This is a genomic window from Parapusillimonas granuli, from assembly GCF_013416525.1.
Lineage (GTDB): Bacteria > Pseudomonadota > Gammaproteobacteria > Burkholderiales > Burkholderiaceae_B > Parapusillimonas > Parapusillimonas granuli.
On the sequence record NZ_JACCEM010000002.1, the window covers coordinates 516567 to 535669 of the forward strand.

Consider the following 19103-nt stretch of genomic DNA (forward strand, 5'->3'; position numbering starts at 1 on the left):
CCGGGGCGGAGCCATAATTTAACATAACCGCAATATTATTTTTTGCAACTCAATATAGTTTTAAGCTATATAAAGCATACGAGAAATTATGAGGGGCGCGGACGCGCCGCCCGGCCCGCCCCGGCGCCCGCTTTTTCAGTGGAAGTTCACGGTTTCGGGCCGGCCGGCCAAGTCCAGGCTCGCCCGGCGGGCCGGCATGCGGCTGACGACCCGGCCGCCGCGCAGGACCGCCAGGCGCGCCGGGCGCAGGCGCAAGGCGTCGATCGGGTCGGCGGCGTCCAGCACCACCAGGTCGGCCTTGCAGCCCGGCGCAAGCCCATAGCCTTCCAGCCCCAGTATGCGGGCCGGCATGGCGGTCACCGCGTCGTAGCACCGCAGCATGGCCGACCGCCCGGTCATCTGCGCCACGTGCAGGCCCATGTGCGCGACGTCCAGCATGTCGGCGCAGCCCAGGCCATACCAAGGGTCCATGACGCAATCATGGCCGAAAGCCACGTCCAGGCCCGCCGCCAGCAGCTCCGGCACGCGGGTCATGCCGCGGCGCTTGGGATAGGTGTCGGACCGACCCTGCAGCGTGATGTTGATCAGCGGATTGGCCACCACCGTCATCCCGGATTCGCGCATCAGGGGAATCAGCTTGCTGACGTAGTAGTTGTCCATGGAATGCATGGAGGTCAGGTGCGATCCATTGACCCGCCCGGCCATTCCCAGGCGGTGGGTTTGCGCGGCCAGCGTCTCGACGTGGCGCGACAAGGGGTCATCGGATTCGTCGCAATGCATGTCGACGCGCAAGCCTTTTTCGGCGGCGAATTCGCACAGCAGCCGCACGGATTCCGCGCCGTCCGCCATCGTGCGCTCGAAGTGCGGTATGCCGCCGACCACGTCCACCCCCATGGCAATGGCGCGCTTGAGGCTGTCGAACGCGCCGGGGTGGCGCAGCAGGCCGTCCTGGGGGAAAGCCACCAGCTGCAGGTCCAGGTAGGAGGCCACGCGGCGCTTCACCTCCAGCAGCGCCTCGACCGCCAGCAGACGCGGATCGGACGTGTCCACGTGCGAACGGATGGCCAGCAGGCCCTGGGCCACCGCCCAGTCGCAGTAGGCGAGCGCACGCTCGATGACCGCGTCCTGCGCGAGCGTGGGCTTGAGTTCGCGCCACAGCGCGATGCCTTCGAGCAAGGTCCCCGACTCATTGACGCGCGGCATGCCGTAGGTCAGAGTGGAATCCATATGGAAGTGCGCGTCGACGAAAGGCGGGCTGGCCAGGCAGCCCGCGGCGTCGATTTCCTGGGCGGCCTGCGCCTGCAGGCCAGCCTGCACCGCGGCGATGCGCCCCTGCGCAATGCCGATGTCCATGCCCCGCCTGCCGTCGGGCAGGTTCGCGCCGCGGATGATCATGTCCATGCAAGCCATGCCGGCCACTCCTTTGCAATGAAATTCAAATTCACTTGGCCGCTGGAGCATCGAACTTCAGCGACATGGAATATTTCATTTTATTGTAGGGAAAGGTCGTGATCGTCATCAGCATGAGGCTTTGCATTTCGCCATAGTATTTGCGGGTGATGACCAGGCCGGCCGTCCCCGGGCGAATTTTGAGCTTGGCGGCGGTCTCGCCCTTGATGGGGGTGGCCGAGAATTCCTGCCGGACTTGAATGATGCGCTTGCTGAAGCGCCGTTCGATCAGCAGCGAAAGCGGCAGCTTGATCTTCCCCACATCGCTGCCGACCGCGGAATAGTCCGGATGCACATAGACTTCGGAATAGGCGACCGGGGCGTCCTGGTCCTGCAGCAGCTTGATGGCGATGATGTTCAGCCAGCGGCTTTCCGGATCGCTTTCCAGCCATTGCGCACGGCGGGCGCCGATGCGCAGCAGCTTCACGGACAGCACCTGCAAGGTCGCGTGCTTGATGTACTGGAAAAGATCTTCCAGCCTGGAGATTTCCTGGGTATAGCGGGTGGTCGCACGCGTGGTCTCGACGCGCGTTCCCACGCCGGGGCGGCGGGACACCATCCCGCTTTCCGTCAGCAGGCGCACGGCTTCGCGTATCGTGTGGCGGCTGGCGGCATAGCGGCGGCAGAGCTCCAGCTCCGGGGGCAGCAGGCTGCCCACCGCGTAATGCCCGTCCCGTATGCTTGCCAGCAATTCCTGGTAAATCACCCTGTAGCGCGGCGTCAGCGCCTCGGCCTCTTCCGGCCTCCCCCGGCCGCCCACGTCGGCCTCCGGGTCTTTGAACATCGTCATGCTTTCCTCTACGGTAAACGCTCCGGGGGCATGCGCGTTCCTGGTTTTTCTCATGCATGCCTCTTGCGAGCGGATCATAGCAGCACGCCTTATCAGGAAAAACACTATTGACAAATTCCCGCTGGATAGTACAGTGTTTGTCCGGACATTATATGTCCGGACAAAGATGACTGACAAACACTTCCTCGGAGGAGACAATGAAAAAGTTACTGACGATGGCCGTCGCCGCGGCCTTGGCCGCCGGGGTCGGCACCGGCGCGGCGGCTCAAGAAAGACTCGTGGTTGCCGGCTACGGCGGCTCCTTTGAAGAAATAATGCGCAAAGACGTCTTCCCGCCCTTCGAAAAAAAGCACGGCGCGAAGATCGACTACGTGGCGGGCAACTCCACCAATACCGTGGCGCGGCTGCAGGCGCAGAAGGCGAACCAGGAAATAGACGTCGCCATCGTGGATGACGGCCCGATGTACCAGGCCATCGCCCTGGGCTTCTGCGCCCCCATCGAGAAAATGCCCAAGGACGACATCTACGCAACCGCTCGCTACAAAGACGACAAGGCCGTCGGCCTGGGCATCGTGGCCACCGGGCTGATGTACAACAAGAAAGTCTTCCAGGAAAAAGGCTGGGCGCCGCCCAAGTCCTGGAAAGACCTGGCCGATCCCAAATACAAGCAACTGGTCGTCATCCCGCCGCTGAACAATACCTACGGCCTGCACGCCGTGGTGCAGTTCGCGAAAATGAACGGCGGCAGCGAAAAAAACATCGACCCCGGCTTCAAGGCCTTCGTGAGCCAGATCAATCCCAACGTCCTGGTCTATGAGCCCTCGCCCGGCAAAATGACGGAACTCTTCCAGAGCGGCCAGGCCGTGCTGGCCGTCTGGGGTTCGGGCCGCGTGAAGACCTTCGCCGATACGGGCTTCCCCGTCGGCTTCGTTTACCCGGAAGAAGGCGCCTATGCGCTGCTGGCCTCCGTCTGCCCGGTCGCCAAGCCCAATGCCAAGCCGCTGGCGCAGGAATTCGTGGCTTATCTGCTTACGCCCGAGATCCAGTCCATCATGGGCACGGCCTACGGCTACGGCCCGGTCAACAAGAAGGCGTCCGCCAAGGACGACCCGAACGTGCCGCTGCCCATCGGCGACCGCGCGGCGAACCTCATCGTGGCGGACTGGGACACCATCAACGCCAATCGCGACGACTGGAACAAACGCTGGACCCGGGAAGTAGAGCGCTGATCCCGGGGCGCCTCGCGTTCGCGCCGGATTCGTTGGAGCCGCAATGAGCTACCTCGTATTGAACAACCTCACCAAGCGCTATGGGGCGGCGACCGTCGTCGACAACCTGACTCTGTCCATCCGGCGGGGGCAATTCATCGCCCTGCTGGGCCCCTCCGGCTGCGGCAAGACCACCACGCTGCAAATGGTGGCCGGCTTCGTCGAACCCAGCGAGGGCAGCATCGTCCTCGACGGCAAAGACCTGCGCAACACGCCGGCCAACAAGCGCGGGCTGGGCATCGTGTTCCAGAACTACGCTCTCTTTCCCCACATGACCGCGGCGCAAAACGTCGCGTTCGGCCTGGAAATGCAAGGCGTCGGGAAAGCCGAATGCGCGGACCGGGTGGCGGAAACCCTGGCGCTGGTGGGCTTGTCCCACCTGGCGGACCGCTACCCGGCCCGCATGTCCGGCGGCCAGCAGCAGCGCGTCGCCCTGGCTCGCGCGCTGGTCATCAAGCCCAGGGTCCTGCTGCTGGACGAACCCCTGTCCAATCTGGACGCCAAGCTTCGCGAGGAAATGCAGCTGGAGTTGCGCAGCATCCAGCGAACCGTCGGCACCACCACCATCCTGGTCACCCACGATCAATCCGAAGCCCTCGCGCTTTCGGATTGCATCGTCGTGATGAACCAGGGCCGGGTCGAACAGATCGCCGAACCCTACAGCGCCTATGAAGGTCCGGCCAACGAGTTCGTCGGCAACTTTCTCGGCAAGGCCAACATCTTCAAGGCCCAGGCGGCCAATATCGACGGCAGCCCGGCGATCCGCGTCGCCGAAGCCGTGGTGCCGCTCGGCGGCGTCGCGATGCCCGAGGGCAGCGTGCTCGTGCGCCCCGAAAAAATCCTGTTCACGGACCCGGGCCCCCATGCCTTGCCCGGCACCGTCAAGACCCGCGTGTTCCAGGGCAATCACTGGCTTTGCCAAGTCCGGACCTCGGCCGGCGACGTCCTGGTCATACGCCAGAACGACGGCGTCGAGGTCCCCGCCGAAGGCGCCGCCGTCCACCTGGCCTGGCGCGCCCAGGACATGCGGGCGCTGGGCGCTGCCCGGGAGGCCCGGCCATGATGCGCACCCGGACCCCGTGGCTGCTCAGCTCGCCCGCGCTCGCGCTGTACGCCACCTTTCTCATCGCGCCCATCGCCAGCGTCGCCCTGATCAGTTTCTACAACTTCGAGTTCTACGGCGGGATACAGCCCGCCTTCACGCTGAAGAACTATGCGGAAATCCTTTCCGACGGCTATTTCTACGAGATCTTCGCCCGCACCTTCGGCGTGGCGGCGGCCGTCACCCTTGCCTGCATCGTGCTGGGCACCGGCGAAGCCTATGTCCTGTCGCGCATGGGCAATCCCTGGAAAGGCCTGTTCCTGATGGTCGTCCTGGGCCCCCTGCTGGTGTCCGTGGTGGTGCGCACGCTGGGCTGGGCCTTGCTGTTCGGCTCCACCGGGCTCATCAGCGTGGGCCTGCAGGCCCTGGGCCTGGCGGACGGCCCGACCAACCTGATGTACACCAACATCGGCGTCATCATCGCGCTCACCCACGTCATGGTGCCGTTCATGGTGATCGCGGTATGGGCCTCGTTGCAGCGCATCAATCCTTCCACCGAGGCCGCCGCGCTGTCGCTCGGCGCCAGCCAGTTCACCGTCATACGGCGCGTCATCGTGCCGCAGATCATGCCCGGCATCCTGTCCGGGTCCATCATGGTGTTCGCCATGTCGGCCAGCGCCTTCGCCACCCCGGCCATCGTCGGCGGCCGCCGCCTGAAGAACGTCGCGACCGCCGCCTACGACGAATTCCTGAATACGCTCAACTGGCCCCTGGGCGCGGCCCTGGCCATGCTGCTGCTGGTCGCCACCATCATCGTGCTGGTGTCGGCGAACCGGCTCATCGAACGCCGCTACGGGGCGGTCTTCAACTGACAACGGTGGAGTTCACCATGTTCCTGCGCAACGGACCCATCGGCCTCATCTTCCACGTCGTCTTCGTGATCTTCATCCTCGCTCCGCTGGTCATGGTCTGCGCGGTGGCCTTCACCAGCGAAGGCTTCATCACCCTGCCCAAGGACGGGCTGTCCCTGCGCTGGTTCCGCGCCATACTCGAGAACCCGCGCTTCATGGAGGCGTTCTACTTCAGCCTCGGGCTGGGCCTGCTCTCGGCCACGCTGGCCATCGTCCTGGCCATTCCGTCCGCCCTGGCCATCGCCCGCTTCCGCTTCCCCGGCCGCGAAGCGCTGATGGCCTTCTTTCTCTCGCCCCTGATGATCCCCCACGTCGTGCTCGGACTGGCGTTCCTGCGCTTTTTCACGACCATAGGCATGGCCGGCACTTACATCGGCCTGGTCGTCGCGCACACCATCATCGTCATTCCCTACGCCCTGCGCCTGGTGCTGGCGTCGGCCACGGGCATGGACCCGGTGCTCGAGCGCGCGGCGCTGTCCCTGGGCGCCTCGTCCTGGATCACGTTCCGCCGGATCGTGCTGCCCCTGATCATGCCCGGCGTGGTGAGCGGCTGGGTGATCGCCTTCATCACCAGCTTCGACGAACTCACCATGTCGATCTTCATCGCCTCGCCGTCGACCACGACCCTGCCGGTCCGCATCTTCCTGCACATAGAAGACACCATCGACCCGCTGGTCACGGCGGTTTCCGCCGCGCTCATTTACATGACGGTGATCGCCGTGTTCATACTCGACCGCACGGTGGGGCTGGAAAAACTATTCGTGGGCAAGGGACGGACATGACTCAAAGCGCAGAATATCGCACGGGCGCCGGCATGCGGCCGCGCAGGCATCCGGGCGTCTACGACACCGCGGTCATAGGAGGCGGGCTGGTGGGCTCGGCGCTGGCTTTCGGGCTGCGGCGCCACGAAGAGCACGTCGCGGTGCTGGACGAAGGCGACATCGCCTACCGCGCCTCGCGCGGGAATTTCGGCCTGGTGTGGGTGCAAGGCAAGGGCATGGGCATGCCGGCCTACGGGCGCTGGACCATGGCCTCCCGCGAGCGCTGGGCCGAATTCGCCCGGATGCTGCAAGAGGCGTCCGAGGTGGACGTCCACCTGGAGCAGAAAGGCGGGCTGCATGCCATCCTGAGCGAAGCCGAGCACGAACACCGCCTGCAGTTCATGAACAAGCTGCTGTCGCAGCCCGGCATGCCGCAGTACGGCTGGAAGATGCTGGATCGCACGGAGTTGCGCGACATCGTGCCCGGCATCGGTCCGGACGTGCTCGGCGCCACGCTGACCCATGTCGACGGGATCGCGAACCCTTTGAAGACGCTGCGGGCGCTGCACATCGCTTTCGACCGGCAGGGCGTCGACTACCTGCCGCTCCACCCCGTCACAGGCATTGCCCGCCATCACGGCGTCTTCGCGCTCGGCACCCCGGGCGGCGCCGTCAAAGCGCGGAAAATCGCGCTCGCCGGCGGCCTGGGCAACAAGGCGCTGGGCGAAATGGTCGGCCTCGACGTCCGGGTGCGCCCCCAGCGCGGCCAGATCATCGCCCTGGAACGCACGCGCCGCCTGCTCGAACTGCCCTTCGGCACCCTGCGCCAGATGGACGAAGGCACCTGGCTCATCGGCGACTCGCAAGAAGAGGCCGGCTACGCGGACCGGGACGTCGGCCTGCCGGTGCTGGCGACGCTGGCCGACCGCGCGGTCCGCACCCTTCCCGCGCTGAAAGAGGTCAGGGTGGTGCGCAGCTGGGCCGCGCTGCGGGTCATGTCCCAGGACGGGTTTCCCATCTACGACGAATCACAGACCCATCCCGGCGCCTTCGTGGCGACCTGCCACAGCGGCGTCACCCTGGCCGCCGCCCACGCCTTGTGCCTGGCGCCCATGCTGGCGCAGGGGCGGCTGGACGACGAATTGGCGCCATTCTCTACCCGGAGGTTCCATGTTCACCAGGCTAGCTGAAGCTCAACAGGCGGTCGCGCAGGCGCCCGTCGCCGTCACCATCAACGGCGAACCCGTCCAGTGCCGCGCCGGCGATACGGTGGCCGCCGCCTTGTTCGCCGCCGGCTTCAACGACTGCCGCGACACGGCGGTGCGGGAAGCGCCGCGCGGCCCCTTTTGCATGATGGGCGTCTGCTATGACTGCCTGGTGGTCATAGACGGCCGCCCGAACCAGCAGGGGTGCATGATACCGGTCCGCAGCGGCATGAACATCGAACGCCAGCACGGCGCGCGCGAGGTCGAGAAATGACGACGCCTTCCACTCTGAATTGCGATTTGCTGGTGGTGGGCGCGGGCCCGGCCGGCCTGGCCGCCTCGATCACCGCCGCCGGGCTCGGCGCGTCGACCGTGCTGCTGGACGAACAGCCCGCGGCGGGCGGCCAGATCTACCGCGCGATCACCACCACGCCCGTCAAGGACCGCAAGGTGCTGGGCGCCGATTACTGGCGCGGGGAATCGCTGGTGGGGGCCTTCCTCCAGTCGGGCGCCCAGTATGTCCCGGGCGCGACGGTGTGGGCGGTGTCCCGCATGACCACCGCCGCCCCCGCCCAGGGCTATGAAGTCGCCTATTCCGTCGATGGCGGCGCCCGCCTGCTGAATGCGCGCCACATCATCCTGGCAACCGGCGCGCAGGAGCGCCCCTTCCCCATCCCCGGCTGGACGCTGCCCGGCGTCCTGACGGCCGGCGCCGCGCAGATTCTGCTGAAATCGGCGGGCGTCGTGCCCGGCCGGCACACCATCCTGGCGGGCAGCGGCCCGCTGCTCTACCTGCTTGCCTGGCAGTATCTGAATGCGGGCGTCGAGCTCGACGCCCTGCTCGACACGACGCCGCCCGGCCGGCTGGGCAAGGCGCTGCCCCATGCCTGGGACTTCCTGCGCTCGCCCTACCTGGCAAAAGGCATGAAGCTGGTGCGCGAGGTCAAGGCCCGGCTCGGCGTGACGGCGGGCGTGACCGGACTCGAAGCCGTCGGCGACGGCCGGCTGCGGGAAGTGCGCTATGCGGTCCGGGGCGGCCGGCAACGCAGCCTGCCCGCCGACCAGCTGATCCTGCATCAGGGCGTCATGCCGAACGTCAATCTGGCGCAGGCGATGGGCGCCGAACTGCAATGGAACGACAGGCTGAAATACTGGGAGCCCAAGGTGGATGAATGGGGCGCCGCCACGGTCGACGGCCTGAGCATCGCCGGCGACGGCGCCGGCATTGCGGGCGCCGTCGCCGCCGAGCATCGCGGCCGCCTGGCGGCGCTGGACGCGGCCAGGCGACTGGGCAAGCTGGACCTCGCCGCGCGCAACGAAAAAAGCCGGCCGCAGCGCCGCGAGCTGGCCCGCGCCACCCGTGGCCGGGACTTCCTCGACGTCCTCTACCAGCCGGCGGACGATTTCCGCTTGCCCAGGGGCGACACCATCGTCTGCCGCTGCGAGGAGGTGACGGCCGCGCAAGTCCGCGACACGGTCAAGCTGGGCTGTACCGGCCCGAACCAGATGAAGTCCTTTCTGCGCTGCGGCATGGGGCCGTGCCAGGGCCGTTTCTGCAGCGTCACCGTGACCGAGCTCATCGCCCAGGAACGCGGCGTCGGTCCCGAGGAAGTCGGCCACTACCGCCTGCGCTTTCCGACCAAGCCGCTCACCCTGGGCGAACTGGCCGCCTTGCCCCAGACCGAGGCGTCCAAGCAGGCCGTCGTCCGCATCGCGAAAGGAACGTGAATGAATACCGCCGCCCGTTCCGCGCCCGTCGTCGTCATAGGCGGCGGCCTGCACGGCTGCTCGGCCGCCCTGCATCTGGCGCGCGCGGGCGTCAAGGCATTGGTGCTGGAAAAAGACTATGTCGGCCGCCATGCCTCGGGCGTCAATGCCGGCGGCGTCAGGACGCTGACCCGCCACCTGGCGGAAGTGCCGCTGTCGCTGGCCGCGCGGGACATCTGGCTGAACATCCGCGACTGGGTCGACGACGATTGCGAATTTGAACAGAACGGGCAGATCCGCGTGGCGGAAGACGAAAAAGACGTCGCCGTCCTGCGCGAACGCCTGGCGACCATGCGGTCCTTGGGCTATACCCATGAAGAATGGGTGGAAGCCGCCGACGTCCGCGCACTGGTGCCGGCGATCACGCCGACCATACAGGGCGGCCTCATCGCGCGCGAGGACGGCTCGGCCGACCCATACCGCAGCACGCTCGCCTTCCGGCGCAAAGCGCAAAGCCTGGGCGCCCGTTTTCTGGAAGGCGTCGCGGTGCGCACGGTGCGCCGCGAGCACGGCCTTTGGCGCATCGACACCGACGGCGATTCCTATGCGGCCGAAGTCTTGGTCAACTGCGCCGGCGCCTGGGCCGACCGGATCGCCGCGCAAGCGGGCGAACCCGTGCCTTTGCAGCCCATCGGCCCCATGATGCTGGTCACGACCCGGATGCCGCAGTTTCTGGACCCGGTGGTGCTGGGCACCGGCCGGCCGCTGTCCTTCAAGCAGCGCCGCAACGGCACGGTGCTGATCGGCGGCGGGCGCCTGGCTTGGGTCGACCGTGACCGCAACGCCACCGAACTGGACTTCCAGGCCCTGGCGCTCGGCGCCCAGACCGTTTGCGACCTTTTCCCGCATATGGAAAGCGCCGTCGTGAACCGCGGCTGGGCGGGCATCGAGGCCGGGATGCCCGACGCGATCCCCGTGATCGGCCCCAGTTCGACACAAGAAAACCTGTACCACGCCTTCGGCTTCTCGGCCCATGGCTTCCAGCTGGGGCCCATAGTCGGCAAGATCTGCGCCGACCTCATCACCCGCGGGGCGACCGCCCTGCCGATAGAACCCTTCGCCATCGGCCGCTTCCGCGCCACGCGGAACGGCGCGCCCGCCTAGGGCCGCCCGGCCGGCGGCCGTCAGCCCTGGCCGCGCACCCAATAGGCCAGCTTCTCGAAGGACATGGGCCTGACGAAATAATAGCCCTGGCCGATCCGGCAGCCCAGGCTCTTGAGAAGCTCGGCGTCGGCGGCGGACTCCACCCCTTCGGCGATGGAGCATAGCGAAAGCTCGTTCGCCATGTAGATCACGGCGTCGAGGATGACTTCGTTGCGGCCCGAGCCGGTGGCGCGCGACACGAATGCGCGATCGATCTTGAGCTCGGTGACCGGCAGCTGGCGCAACTGGATCAAAGATGTGTTGCCCGCGCCGAAGTCGTCTATGGCCACCCCGAAGCCCAGGATCCGCAAGCGGGTCAAGGTTTCCAGCAAGGCGTCGTCGCTCAGGGCCACTTCCGTCTCGGTCAGTTCCAGCGTCACTTCGGAGGGATCGAATCTCGCCTGCTCGACACGCGTCTTCCAGCCCCGCACGAAGCCGTCGCCGCGCAAGGACGTGGCCGACACGTTGATCCCGACGCGCGGGCGGGGCAAGGACCTGGGCCAGGCCCGCATGGCTCCAAGACTGTATTCGACGACGCGCCACGTCAGCTCGTCCATCAGGCCGTGCTCGAGCACGCTGGGCAGAAACACCTGCGGCTGCAACAGGCCCAGGGTCGGGTGGTTCCAGCGGCACAAGGCCTCCACCCCGTAAAGCGAATGATCTTCGAGATGGATCTGCGGCTGGAAATAGGCCACGAATTCATCGTTGCGCAGCGCGGCGAGCAAAGCGCTCCTGGGAATTTCCGGGAAGCTCTCCACGATGGGACTGAACAGCGGCTTGGCTTCTTGCGCGACGTGGTTGCGCAAGACGTTCAGGAAGGACGGCATGTTGAGCGGCTTCGGCAGGCAGGCGGCAATGGGCACGCCCCGTTGCGCGAGCAGCCGGGCGGTGGCCTGCTGGATGTCGTTCGGCAGCGAGGAATGCAGCACGATGGCGCCCAGACGGCCCGCATCCGCCCGCAGCAGGAACGCCATGCCGTCCATGTCGTTCAGCCGTATGTCGCACAGGGTGATGTCGAAATTGCCGGGCGCGCGCCGCAGCGTTTCGAGCGCATCTTCGGCGTTTTCGACGGCGCAGACGTCCTCGACCTTGTGGGCCAGCAAGCGCGTGATAATGGCCATGCGCTGGAACTCGTCGTCCTCGATCACCAGCACGCGCGGCGAATTCAAGGCGGTCTGGATCGGTGAACCCGGAGTCGTGGTCAGCTTCTTATCCAAAAGTCGACACCTCCTGGAGGACCCGCGCGAGCTCCTGGCGCAGCGCTTGCCACATGGCGTGGTCGATATGAGCCCCTGGCTCCGCCATCAGCCCGGAAAATGATTTGAGCCGCTGCGCGGTTCCCTCGGCGCCGACGGCCAATGCCGACCCGGCCATCCTGTGCGAGAAGGCGGCCGCGGTCGAGCGTTGGCCCGCGCCGACGGCGTTTTCCAGGGAGGCGAGATCGTCCGCGAATGTGCGCAGGAACACATTGACCAGTTGCCGCACGACCGCCGGGTCGCCGCCGCATAGCTCCTCGAGCGCGCCCGCCCGAGTCAGCGAGATCGTCACAATATCTTCCACTTTCTCAAGACCTCGGATAAGGCCGCCAATCCCAGCGGCTTGGTCAGGTAGTCGTCCACGCCGGCCTCCATGCAGCGCTCGTAGTCGCTGGGCATGGCGCCGGCGGTGACCGCGATGATCAGCGACCTGGCCGGGGCGCCGTTTTCATATCGCCTGACCTGCCGCACGAATTCGGCCCCGCCCATGGGGTGCATTTGCCAATCGGTCAATATCAACCGGCATGTGCGGCCCCGGAGCCAAGCAAGCGCATCGCGGGCGTCGGAGAAATGGGTCAGGTCGTCGAGCCCCAGATGCCGCAGCTGATGCATCAGCAAGCGCGCGTTCATTTCATTGTCCTCGACGATCAGTGTGGAATCATCGCCCCGCATCACGCCGCCTTTTGAGCCGTCGGTTCCTCTGCCGGCGCCGGAGCGGCGCGCAGCGGCAAATGCAGCGTAAATGTAGTTCCCTTGCCAAGATAAGACTCCACCCGCACCCTGCCCTCCATGAGATCAGTCAGTTGTTTCACTATGGGGAGGCCCAGTCCGAATCCTTCGTCGCCCTGGGCATCGCCGTGTTTGATTTGGAAAAATGTATCGAAGAGATGCTCCTGGCATTCCCGCTCGATGCCGCGGCCGGTATCCTGCACGGCGATGACCAGTTCATCGTTGCGGCATTCCACCGACACGATGATCGAGCCGCGGTCGGTGAATTTCACCGCGTTGCGGATGAGGTTGTGCAGGATCTGCGTGAGTTTGACCCGGTCGCAGAAGATGTAAGCCGGCACGTTGCGGGCCACATGCAAGGACAGGCTCACCCCCTTGGTGTGCGCGCTGCGCATGTGGATTTGCACCACGCCCGACAACAAGGAGTGCAAGGCCTCGCGGCGCAGCTGCAGCGGCACCAGGCCTCTTTCGATGCGGCTCAGGGCCAGGAGCGAATCCACCAGCGACAGCAAATGCGCGCCGCTATCGTATATGACGCGCAGGAACTCGCCGCGCTCCTTGTCCTTTTCGTTCAGCAGCAACAGCTCGGTGTAGCCCAGAATGCCGTTGAGCGGCGTGCGCAGCTCGTGGGACACGTTCGAGAGAAACCCCGATTTTTTCTGGTTCGCCTCGATGGCCTGGAGCCGGTTCTTCTCGATCACGAAAATGTATTTCACCACCGCCCAGGCCAGCCCGAAGATGGTCATGCTCAACAGGACCGCCATGATCAGTATGCGCACCCGCAAGTGCGTGATGGGCAGCATCTGCTCGTCCAGATCCATCGCGACGGCAACGTGCAGCTCCTTCCCCTCCAGCTCGGAATACGCCCACAGGGTTTCTTTTCCTTTCTCGTCGGTGAGATGGAAGATGCCGCCGTCCGTGGTCTGGGCGTGCTTGAACAGGTCCGTTCCGGAGATATCGACCCCGACCGCGTCTTGATGATCCTGGTGGCGAACCAGGGCGAGCCCGTCGCTGCGGAAGAGCTCCACCCTGCCCCCTTCCCCCAGGTTGAGCGATTGGTACGTCGCCGTGAAGTAGTAGGGATCGACCGAGACGACCACGATGCCCGCCAGCGTGCCGTTCGTGTTCAGGATCTTGCGGGTGAACTGTATGGACGGCTTGCCGGACACCCGCCCGATCACCGGCCGCCCTGGAAAAAGAAAGTCGTTCTTGCGCGTGAAGTGCTCTTTGATGTGTTCCCGGTCGCTCAGGTCCAGGCCTTTGGTGTAGGGCTGGCTGGACGATATCAGGGCGCCGCGGCTGTCGGCGATCGACAGCAGCACGAACAGCGGCTCGGAGAAATCGCGCGAATTGACCAGCTCGTTCAGGTCCAGGCTCTCGCCTTCCAGAAGGTAGCGCTGGCGGATCAGCAAGGCGGCATGGTCTATCCATTGCAGCGTGCGATTCGAGTGCGCCACGATGGCCTGCGTGACGCTGGACAGATTCCGCTCGACAGCTTCGCGCTGCATGTTCTCGGCCTGCTGCAGCAAGTACATCACCGACGTCCACATCAAGGCGGCGATCAATCCCGCCACTGCCATGGCGCGTATGGTAGTGGTGCGCTTTCGTTTTGTGAGCGGCATGGCAGTTATCCGGCGGCAGTCAGTCAGGCAAGTACAGCTCGGGGAAAAGCTTGCGCAGCTGCGACAGGCAGCAGGCCGTCAGATACCCACGAAATTCTTTCAAATCGATCGGCTTGTAAAAACACGCGACACGCGCGGGCAGGCCGCTGAACGCATCGACGTGGCTGGACGCCGTGGCCAGCGCCGCGACCTGGCAGCCGGACAGCTCGGGATTGGACACGATGCGGCACAGCGCTTTGTGCGCATCGAGGCCGTCGCCGTCCAAATCCATGACGACGATGTCCGGCCGGCGCAAGCCGATGGTCAGCAAAGCGTCGTAATCGGCCGGGCAGGCGATCAGGCTCAGGGGCAGCCGCCATTCCAGGAGCGCGGCCTCGCATAGCTGTATCGTCTGCGCATCCGAACTCATGACCAGCGAACACTTCGGGCCGCCATGCGAGCCGTCGGCGGTGTCCGCCGCCGATTCAGTGGGCAAATGCCGCCGCAGGTAATTATGCAAGGCTGATTCGGGAATGCGCCGGTGGCCGCCGGCGGTTTTCCAGGCGGCTATGGCGCCTGTTTCAACAAGCTGTTGAACCGTGGGCACCGATACGCCCAGCAAGCGGGCAGCGGCTCGGGTGGTATACACCGTTGTCTCATCGGGAAGTATGGGCGACCAGGTCGAACGTGACGATTTCATTTCAAATATTTCATTTTTTTCATTTTAATGGGTTGCATCGTGTTACGACAAGGCATCCACCCTGTTTTTTTGATATATGTTGGTATATGTATCTGAAAAACGACAGCGCGCGCCGTCGGCTCCGCGATCTACAGGGACATGGAGAACGAATTGGACATGGGAGGGCTCCCTGGAGTCACAGGGCAGGCGGCACGCCGTATGGACATGCAGCGGGACGTGGTATTCGGTGACCTGGGTTGCTATCCGGCCATGGTGATAGGCGGCTTCGGACTGGCTCATCGGCCCGCACTCGATCAGCTTCTTCATCGTGCGCTTTGCGCTGGCCCACAGCGTAGGCACGGCCACCCCGCAGTGCGATGGCAAACGACGCTGCGGCAGAGACAATGAGCGCCCGCCGGAATTGGCGGGCGCGGCCGAGGCTACTGGATTTTCGAGACTTCTTTCTTGGCGTGCATTGGCATCGTAGGCGAAACCCCTGCACGCTTACGCTGCTTTCTTGCCCATGTGCATATCCACATGGATGTCGACATAGGGACAGATCAGCGCGCCTGATTCGGCGTTCTCCAGCAAGCCCACTTCGACCAGGGCGGCGGCGTCTTCATGCACTCGCGTCACATCCCGCCCCAGGCGTCGGGCAAACTCGCGCACCCCGACCTCGCCGGCGCCTTGCAGCTCAGCAAGCATTGCCCAACGGTTCGGCGTGAGGCGCGAGAAAAAGGCGCCGGGAGTCTCGAAAACTTGAAGCCGTGGGTCGTGGGCGGAACCGGAGCCGGCGCCTTCCAGATGATCACCTGGATGATCCCGCCGTCGGGCGTCATGTCCTTGAAATCATGAACGAGTTCGGCTTTCATGTTGTCCATCGTGCCAACACAATGCGCTGTTGTCAGTGCCGACAACACTGCCGACAACACTGACCTATCGACCATATTGGCCGACAGGATTCAAGAAGACAGACGATCCAGCGCTGCCCTGACGCGACACGCCCCTATGAGGCGACCGCCGGGCATAAATCTTTCCTGATTCGCTCTTCTTGTCCCGCATGCGGGACAAGGCCCGGACCGTCCCTGCCGGCCACGGCAAATCTCACTGACGCCGGCCACCTGGCGCGATTCGCCAGCGCGGTCACATTTCGGGCACACAAGGACGGAAAAGAAAAAGCCGCTCCGGCCAGGGAGCGGCTAATTGCTTGATTTTGCTAGAATTGGTTGGTGGGTCGTGCGCGATTCGAACGCGCGACCAACGGATTAAAAGTCCGGTGCTCTACCGGCTGAGCTAACGACCCCGACCGAAAGAACGAGATTATGACGTTTTCCCACGAAGCTGTCAATTTGACCTGCTCCCAACATTTACCCTGTTCCCACCGCCATGCCACAGACCATACGCCTCAACATACTGTCCGACCTGCACCTTAGCCGGGCGGGCATGCCGCTGCCCCATACCGAGGCGGACATCGTGATTCTGGCGGGCGACATCGCGCGGCCGGAGCGCGCCATAGACTGGGCGATGGGCTTCGACAAGCCCGTGCTCTACGTTCCCGGCAACCATGAGTTCTATGGCGGCACGCTCGACGGCACCATCGAAGCGCTGCGGCGGCTGACCGCCGGCACGCACATCCGGCTGCTGCACAACGGCCAGGCCGAGCTGCACGGCGTCCGCTTCCTGGGCAGCACGCTCTGGAGCGATTTCAACCTGGAAGGCCGGGGCCCCGCCCGCGAAAGAGCCATCGCCCAGGCGCTGCGCCTGACCTACGACTACGCGCGGATCAAGTCGCCGTCGGGGCCGCAGGGCCTGCTGACGCCGCAAGAAATGGAGGCCCTGTACGCTCGCAACCGGGCTTGGCTCGCGGCCAAGCTGAACGAAGCCCACCAGGGCCCCACGGTGGTGATCACGCATCATGCGCCGTCGCCGCGCAGCATCCACCCGCGCTTTGCCGGTTCGGCCATCAACACCTGCTTCGTCACCGACAATGAAGGCCTGATGGGCGCGGACCGGGTGGCCTTGTGGGTGCATGGGCACACCCACAACAGCTTCGACTACATGGTCGGCGGCACGCGCGTCGTCTGCAATCCGCGCGGCTACGTCACGGACGACAAGCTTGAAAACCCGGATTTCCGGCCCGGCCTGGTGGTGGAAATCAGCAAGCCGGACGCCGCTTAGCGGGCTCTTGAAATACGGACCTCGGCGCCGCGCCGCTTGACTTCCAGCCCCTCGGACGGCAGGATCCGCAGCCCTTCCAGCCCTTTGATGTAGCTGGAGCCCTGCATCTGCATGACGCGTATCTTGTTGCGCATGACGACGGGGCTGTGTTCGGGCATGCCGAACATCCAGACCTCGTCGAGGATGCGCGCGGAATTGAACTCGCCGGAATGCTGGACCGTGGGCCCCAGGCAGAGCATATGCCCTTCGCGCCCGAAGATGGGCAGGGTGTCCAGGTCGGCCTGGACCGTCCAGGTGGTGCCGCCTTCGTAGCGCCAGCCGGTATTGAGGTCCCACCAGGCCTCGCCCTTGGGCAGGTACACCTGGACTTCCTTGCCGGGCTTGAGCACGGGCGCGACCAGAAGAGCCGGCCCCAGCATGTATTGGGTGTCCCAGGCCTGCGCCAGGGTGTCGCCGGGAAAGCACAGCGCCATGGACCGCTGCACCGGCAGGCCGCTGCGCACGGCGTCTTCGATGATGCCCAGCACATACGGCACCAGGCGATAGCGCCACTGCAGCCAGTGCCGGACGAGCTCGCGGGTCTGGGCGTCGAAGGCCGACGGCAGCAATTGCGGATGGCCCTGGAAGCGGAAGTTGGCGGAAAATACGCTCATGGCCAGCCAGCGCACATAGAGTTCCGGAGTCATTTCGTCCAACGGGTGCTTGGCGGAGCCCAGCGCGTGCGTCTGCACCGGGACGCCGCTGTCGCCCAGCGACAGCGCGGTGCGCAGGGAACGTTCCATGGCCGGCCAGCCGTTGCCGCCGCAGGCGCCGTCCTGCCAGGCGAAACGCTGGGCGGTGGGAAACAGGTCCGTGCTGCAGATGACGCCCTCCTGCGGCGTCTTGTGCCCCGCAACGGCATCGAAAAGCGCCTGCCGCGCCAGCAGCGGATAGATGCTGCGCAGCACCGCGCCGGTTTCGCCGCCCCGGGCCGTGATGCCGTCGGGGATGTCGAACTGCGCATCGCAGGCGGGCGCGCCCAGGCCTTCGTCGACGAGCTGGCGCTGGCGTTCCGACCACAGCTTGAAGACGTCCTTGTTGGTCAGGTCGAGCAGCCCGAAAGGCTTGCCGCCCGTGACTTCGGTGCCCGGAAAGACGTGCGCTTCGCCGTCGTCGTTGATCAGCAGCCAGCCGCGGTCTTCCCATTCGGTGAAGAGCTCGGTGCCGCTCGGCACGCCGGGGAAGAACGGCGCCGCCACCTGCACGTTCAGGTCCTGGAAGGCGGCGAACATGGCGCGCGGATCGGGCACGCGGGCGGCATCCCATTCGAACGCCGGCTTGTCGGACTGGAAGCCGCAGACGGCGGGCGGCGCCAGGCGCACGACGTCCAGCCCCCATTCGTTGGCGCGGAATTCGCGGACGGCGCCCAGCGTATCGGCCAGCGACTGGCCCGCGGCCTGGTCCAGCCACACCCCCATGGGCCACAGCCCGGGCTGGCCCGCCCGGCCGGTAAGCGCGGTATATTGATTGAGGATCTCGGATGGTTCGCCCACGAACAGGTAGGCGTCCAGCAGCGCATCATGAACGGCGATGCGGTAGCCGTCGTCCCGTTCGCTGTCGAGATCATGTTCGATGCGGGCCAGGGTGTTGACGTACAGGCCCCAGCCCTTGGTGCTCCATACCAGCGGCAGCGCGCGGCAGGCCGGGTCGTCCGACACCAGGCGCGTGCCGCGCCGGTCGAGTTCGCCGCCGGTCTCGCCGCCGCCGTGCAGCGCGTCGTCGCCGTCCAGGTCGATGCACAGCTGCCATAGCGCCTGCCCGCCGGCCTGGCCATGGGCCAGCGTGCCGCCGGCCCGGCTGCTCATCAGGCAGGCGCCGCCGCGATACACCGAGAACTGGAAGGGGCTGAGCTGAAGTTCGAGCACGGTGTCGCCTTGTTCCAGGCGCCACCCTTGCCGGGCGGATTCGGCGATGGACGATACCGCGAGCTCGCCGACGGCTTCCTGCCGGGCGATCAGCATTTCGGCATGGGCGCGCTTGCGAGGGCTGAGCTTGTCGGGATCCAGGCTGCCTTGGGGGCCGCAACGCAAGCGGTATACACCCGGCGCGGCGGCCTCGACCTGCAGGTGCAGAGTGCCGCCTTCCATCGAAAAATCGGCGCAAGTCGATTTCGAAGCCAGGAATTCAATGGTGTCAATTTGCGTCAGGTGTTCAAGGTCGGACTTGGGCGGCACAGCGCAATCCTCGGGGCTTACGCCCATAAAAGCATCAAAAGCCATTATTCTGACGGATTTAAGCCATAAAATAAAATGGTACAGCTTTATGAGCCTTCCGCAATGGCCGCA

Annotated in this window: 18 protein-coding genes and 1 tRNA gene; 9 read left to right on the forward strand and 10 right to left on the reverse strand. The window is 65.3% G+C overall.

Annotated elements, in window-relative coordinates; genetic code table 11:
• Nucleotides 1-135: 135 nt before the first annotated feature.
• Both H0A72_RS05120 and H0A72_RS05125 read right to left on the reverse strand, forming a co-directional pair.
• Nucleotides 136-1401, reverse strand: coding sequence for an amidohydrolase family protein (locus H0A72_RS05120; RefSeq protein ID WP_180154050.1), 1266 nt, complete (start codon nt 1399-1401; stop codon nt 136-138).
• Between the two features lie 40 nt (nt 1402-1441).
• Nucleotides 1442-2239 carry a GntR family transcriptional regulator gene (locus H0A72_RS05125; protein WP_180153966.1) on the reverse strand — a complete coding sequence of 266 codons (798 nt, stop codon included), beginning with the start codon at nt 2237-2239 and terminating at the stop codon, nt 1442-1444.
• Nucleotides 2240-2436: 197 nt separating this feature from the next.
• Between H0A72_RS05125 and H0A72_RS05130 the strand changes: the two genes are divergently transcribed.
• The 8 genes from H0A72_RS05130 to H0A72_RS05165 are packed head-to-tail and all read left to right on the forward strand — an operon-like array spanning nt 2437 to nt 10297.
• Nucleotides 2437-3468, forward strand: coding sequence for an ABC transporter substrate-binding protein (locus tag H0A72_RS05130; protein ID WP_180153967.1), 1032 nt, complete (start codon nt 2437-2439; stop codon nt 3466-3468).
• 43 nt (nt 3469-3511) lie between these two features.
• On the forward strand, nt 3512-4570 hold the full coding sequence (locus H0A72_RS05135; protein WP_180153968.1) for an ABC transporter ATP-binding protein: 1059 nt from the start codon (nt 3512-3514) through the stop codon (nt 4568-4570).
• Nucleotides 4567-5421 carry an ABC transporter permease gene (locus tag H0A72_RS05140; RefSeq protein ID WP_218953165.1) on the forward strand — a complete coding sequence of 285 codons (855 nt, stop codon included), beginning with the start codon at nt 4567-4569 and terminating at the stop codon, nt 5419-5421. The genes H0A72_RS05135 and H0A72_RS05140 overlap by 4 nt, the downstream gene beginning before the upstream one ends.
• Nucleotides 5422-5438: 17 nt before the next feature.
• A complete protein-coding gene (locus tag H0A72_RS05145; protein ID WP_180153969.1) occupies nt 5439-6242 on the forward strand; it encodes an ABC transporter permease in 804 nt (267 codons plus the stop codon).
• 32 nt (nt 6243-6274) lie between these two features.
• On the forward strand, nt 6275-7411 hold the full coding sequence (locus H0A72_RS05150; RefSeq protein WP_180154052.1) for an NAD(P)/FAD-dependent oxidoreductase: 1137 nt from the start codon (nt 6275-6277) through the stop codon (nt 7409-7411).
• On the forward strand, nt 7392-7700 hold the full coding sequence (locus tag H0A72_RS05155; RefSeq protein WP_180153970.1) for a (2Fe-2S)-binding protein: 309 nt from the start codon (nt 7392-7394) through the stop codon (nt 7698-7700). Before H0A72_RS05150 ends, H0A72_RS05155 begins: the two co-directional genes overlap by 20 nt.
• A complete protein-coding gene (locus tag H0A72_RS05160) occupies nt 7697-9154 on the forward strand; it encodes an NAD(P)/FAD-dependent oxidoreductase (protein ID WP_180153971.1) in 1458 nt (485 codons plus the stop codon). Before H0A72_RS05155 ends, H0A72_RS05160 begins: the two co-directional genes overlap by 4 nt.
• Complete coding sequence (locus H0A72_RS05165; RefSeq protein WP_180153972.1) at nt 9155-10297, forward strand: NAD(P)/FAD-dependent oxidoreductase; 1143 nt, start codon at nt 9155-9157, stop codon at nt 10295-10297.
• Between the two features lie 20 nt (nt 10298-10317).
• On the opposite strand, the gene H0A72_RS05170 is transcribed toward H0A72_RS05165, so the two are convergent.
• The 7 genes from H0A72_RS05170 to H0A72_RS05200 form a co-directional block, all read right to left on the reverse strand.
• Complete coding sequence (locus H0A72_RS05170) at nt 10318-11553, reverse strand: EAL domain-containing response regulator (protein ID WP_180153973.1); 1236 nt, start codon at nt 11551-11553, stop codon at nt 10318-10320.
• The gene (locus H0A72_RS05175; protein ID WP_180153974.1) at nt 11546-11884 is read right to left on the reverse strand and encodes an Hpt domain-containing protein; all 339 of its coding nucleotides are present in this window, start codon (nt 11882-11884) and stop codon (nt 11546-11548) included. The genes H0A72_RS05170 and H0A72_RS05175 overlap by 8 nt, the downstream gene beginning before the upstream one ends.
• Nucleotides 11881-12264, reverse strand: coding sequence for a response regulator (locus tag H0A72_RS05180; protein WP_180153975.1), 384 nt, complete (start codon nt 12262-12264; stop codon nt 11881-11883). Before H0A72_RS05180 ends, H0A72_RS05175 begins: the two co-directional genes overlap by 4 nt.
• Nucleotides 12264-13943 carry a sensor histidine kinase gene (locus H0A72_RS05185; RefSeq protein WP_180153976.1) on the reverse strand — a complete coding sequence of 560 codons (1680 nt, stop codon included), beginning with the start codon at nt 13941-13943 and terminating at the stop codon, nt 12264-12266. The genes H0A72_RS05180 and H0A72_RS05185 overlap by 1 nt, the downstream gene beginning before the upstream one ends.
• A gap of 19 nt (nt 13944-13962) precedes the next feature.
• Nucleotides 13963-14622 carry an excisionase family DNA-binding protein gene (locus H0A72_RS05190; protein WP_180153977.1) on the reverse strand — a complete coding sequence of 220 codons (660 nt, stop codon included), beginning with the start codon at nt 14620-14622 and terminating at the stop codon, nt 13963-13965.
• 483 nt (nt 14623-15105) lie between these two features.
• Nucleotides 15106-15405 carry an HVO_A0114 family putative DNA-binding protein gene (locus H0A72_RS05195; RefSeq protein ID WP_484555946.1) on the reverse strand — a complete coding sequence of 100 codons (300 nt, stop codon included), beginning with the start codon at nt 15403-15405 and terminating at the stop codon, nt 15106-15108.
• A gap of 423 nt (nt 15406-15828) precedes the next feature.
• Nucleotides 15829-15904: transfer RNA gene (locus tag H0A72_RS05200), tRNA-Lys, on the reverse strand.
• 83 nt (nt 15905-15987) lie between these two features.
• Between H0A72_RS05200 and H0A72_RS05205 the strand changes: the two genes are divergently transcribed.
• On the forward strand, nt 15988-16779 hold the full coding sequence (locus H0A72_RS05205) for a metallophosphoesterase (RefSeq protein WP_218953166.1): 792 nt from the start codon (nt 15988-15990) through the stop codon (nt 16777-16779).
• On the opposite strand, the gene H0A72_RS05210 is transcribed toward H0A72_RS05205, so the two are convergent.
• Complete coding sequence (locus H0A72_RS05210) at nt 16776-18992, reverse strand: TIM-barrel domain-containing protein (RefSeq protein WP_180153979.1); 2217 nt, start codon at nt 18990-18992, stop codon at nt 16776-16778. The two genes, H0A72_RS05205 and H0A72_RS05210, sit on opposite strands and share 4 nt — an antisense overlap.
• Between the last annotated feature and the right edge of the window lie 111 nt (nt 18993-19103).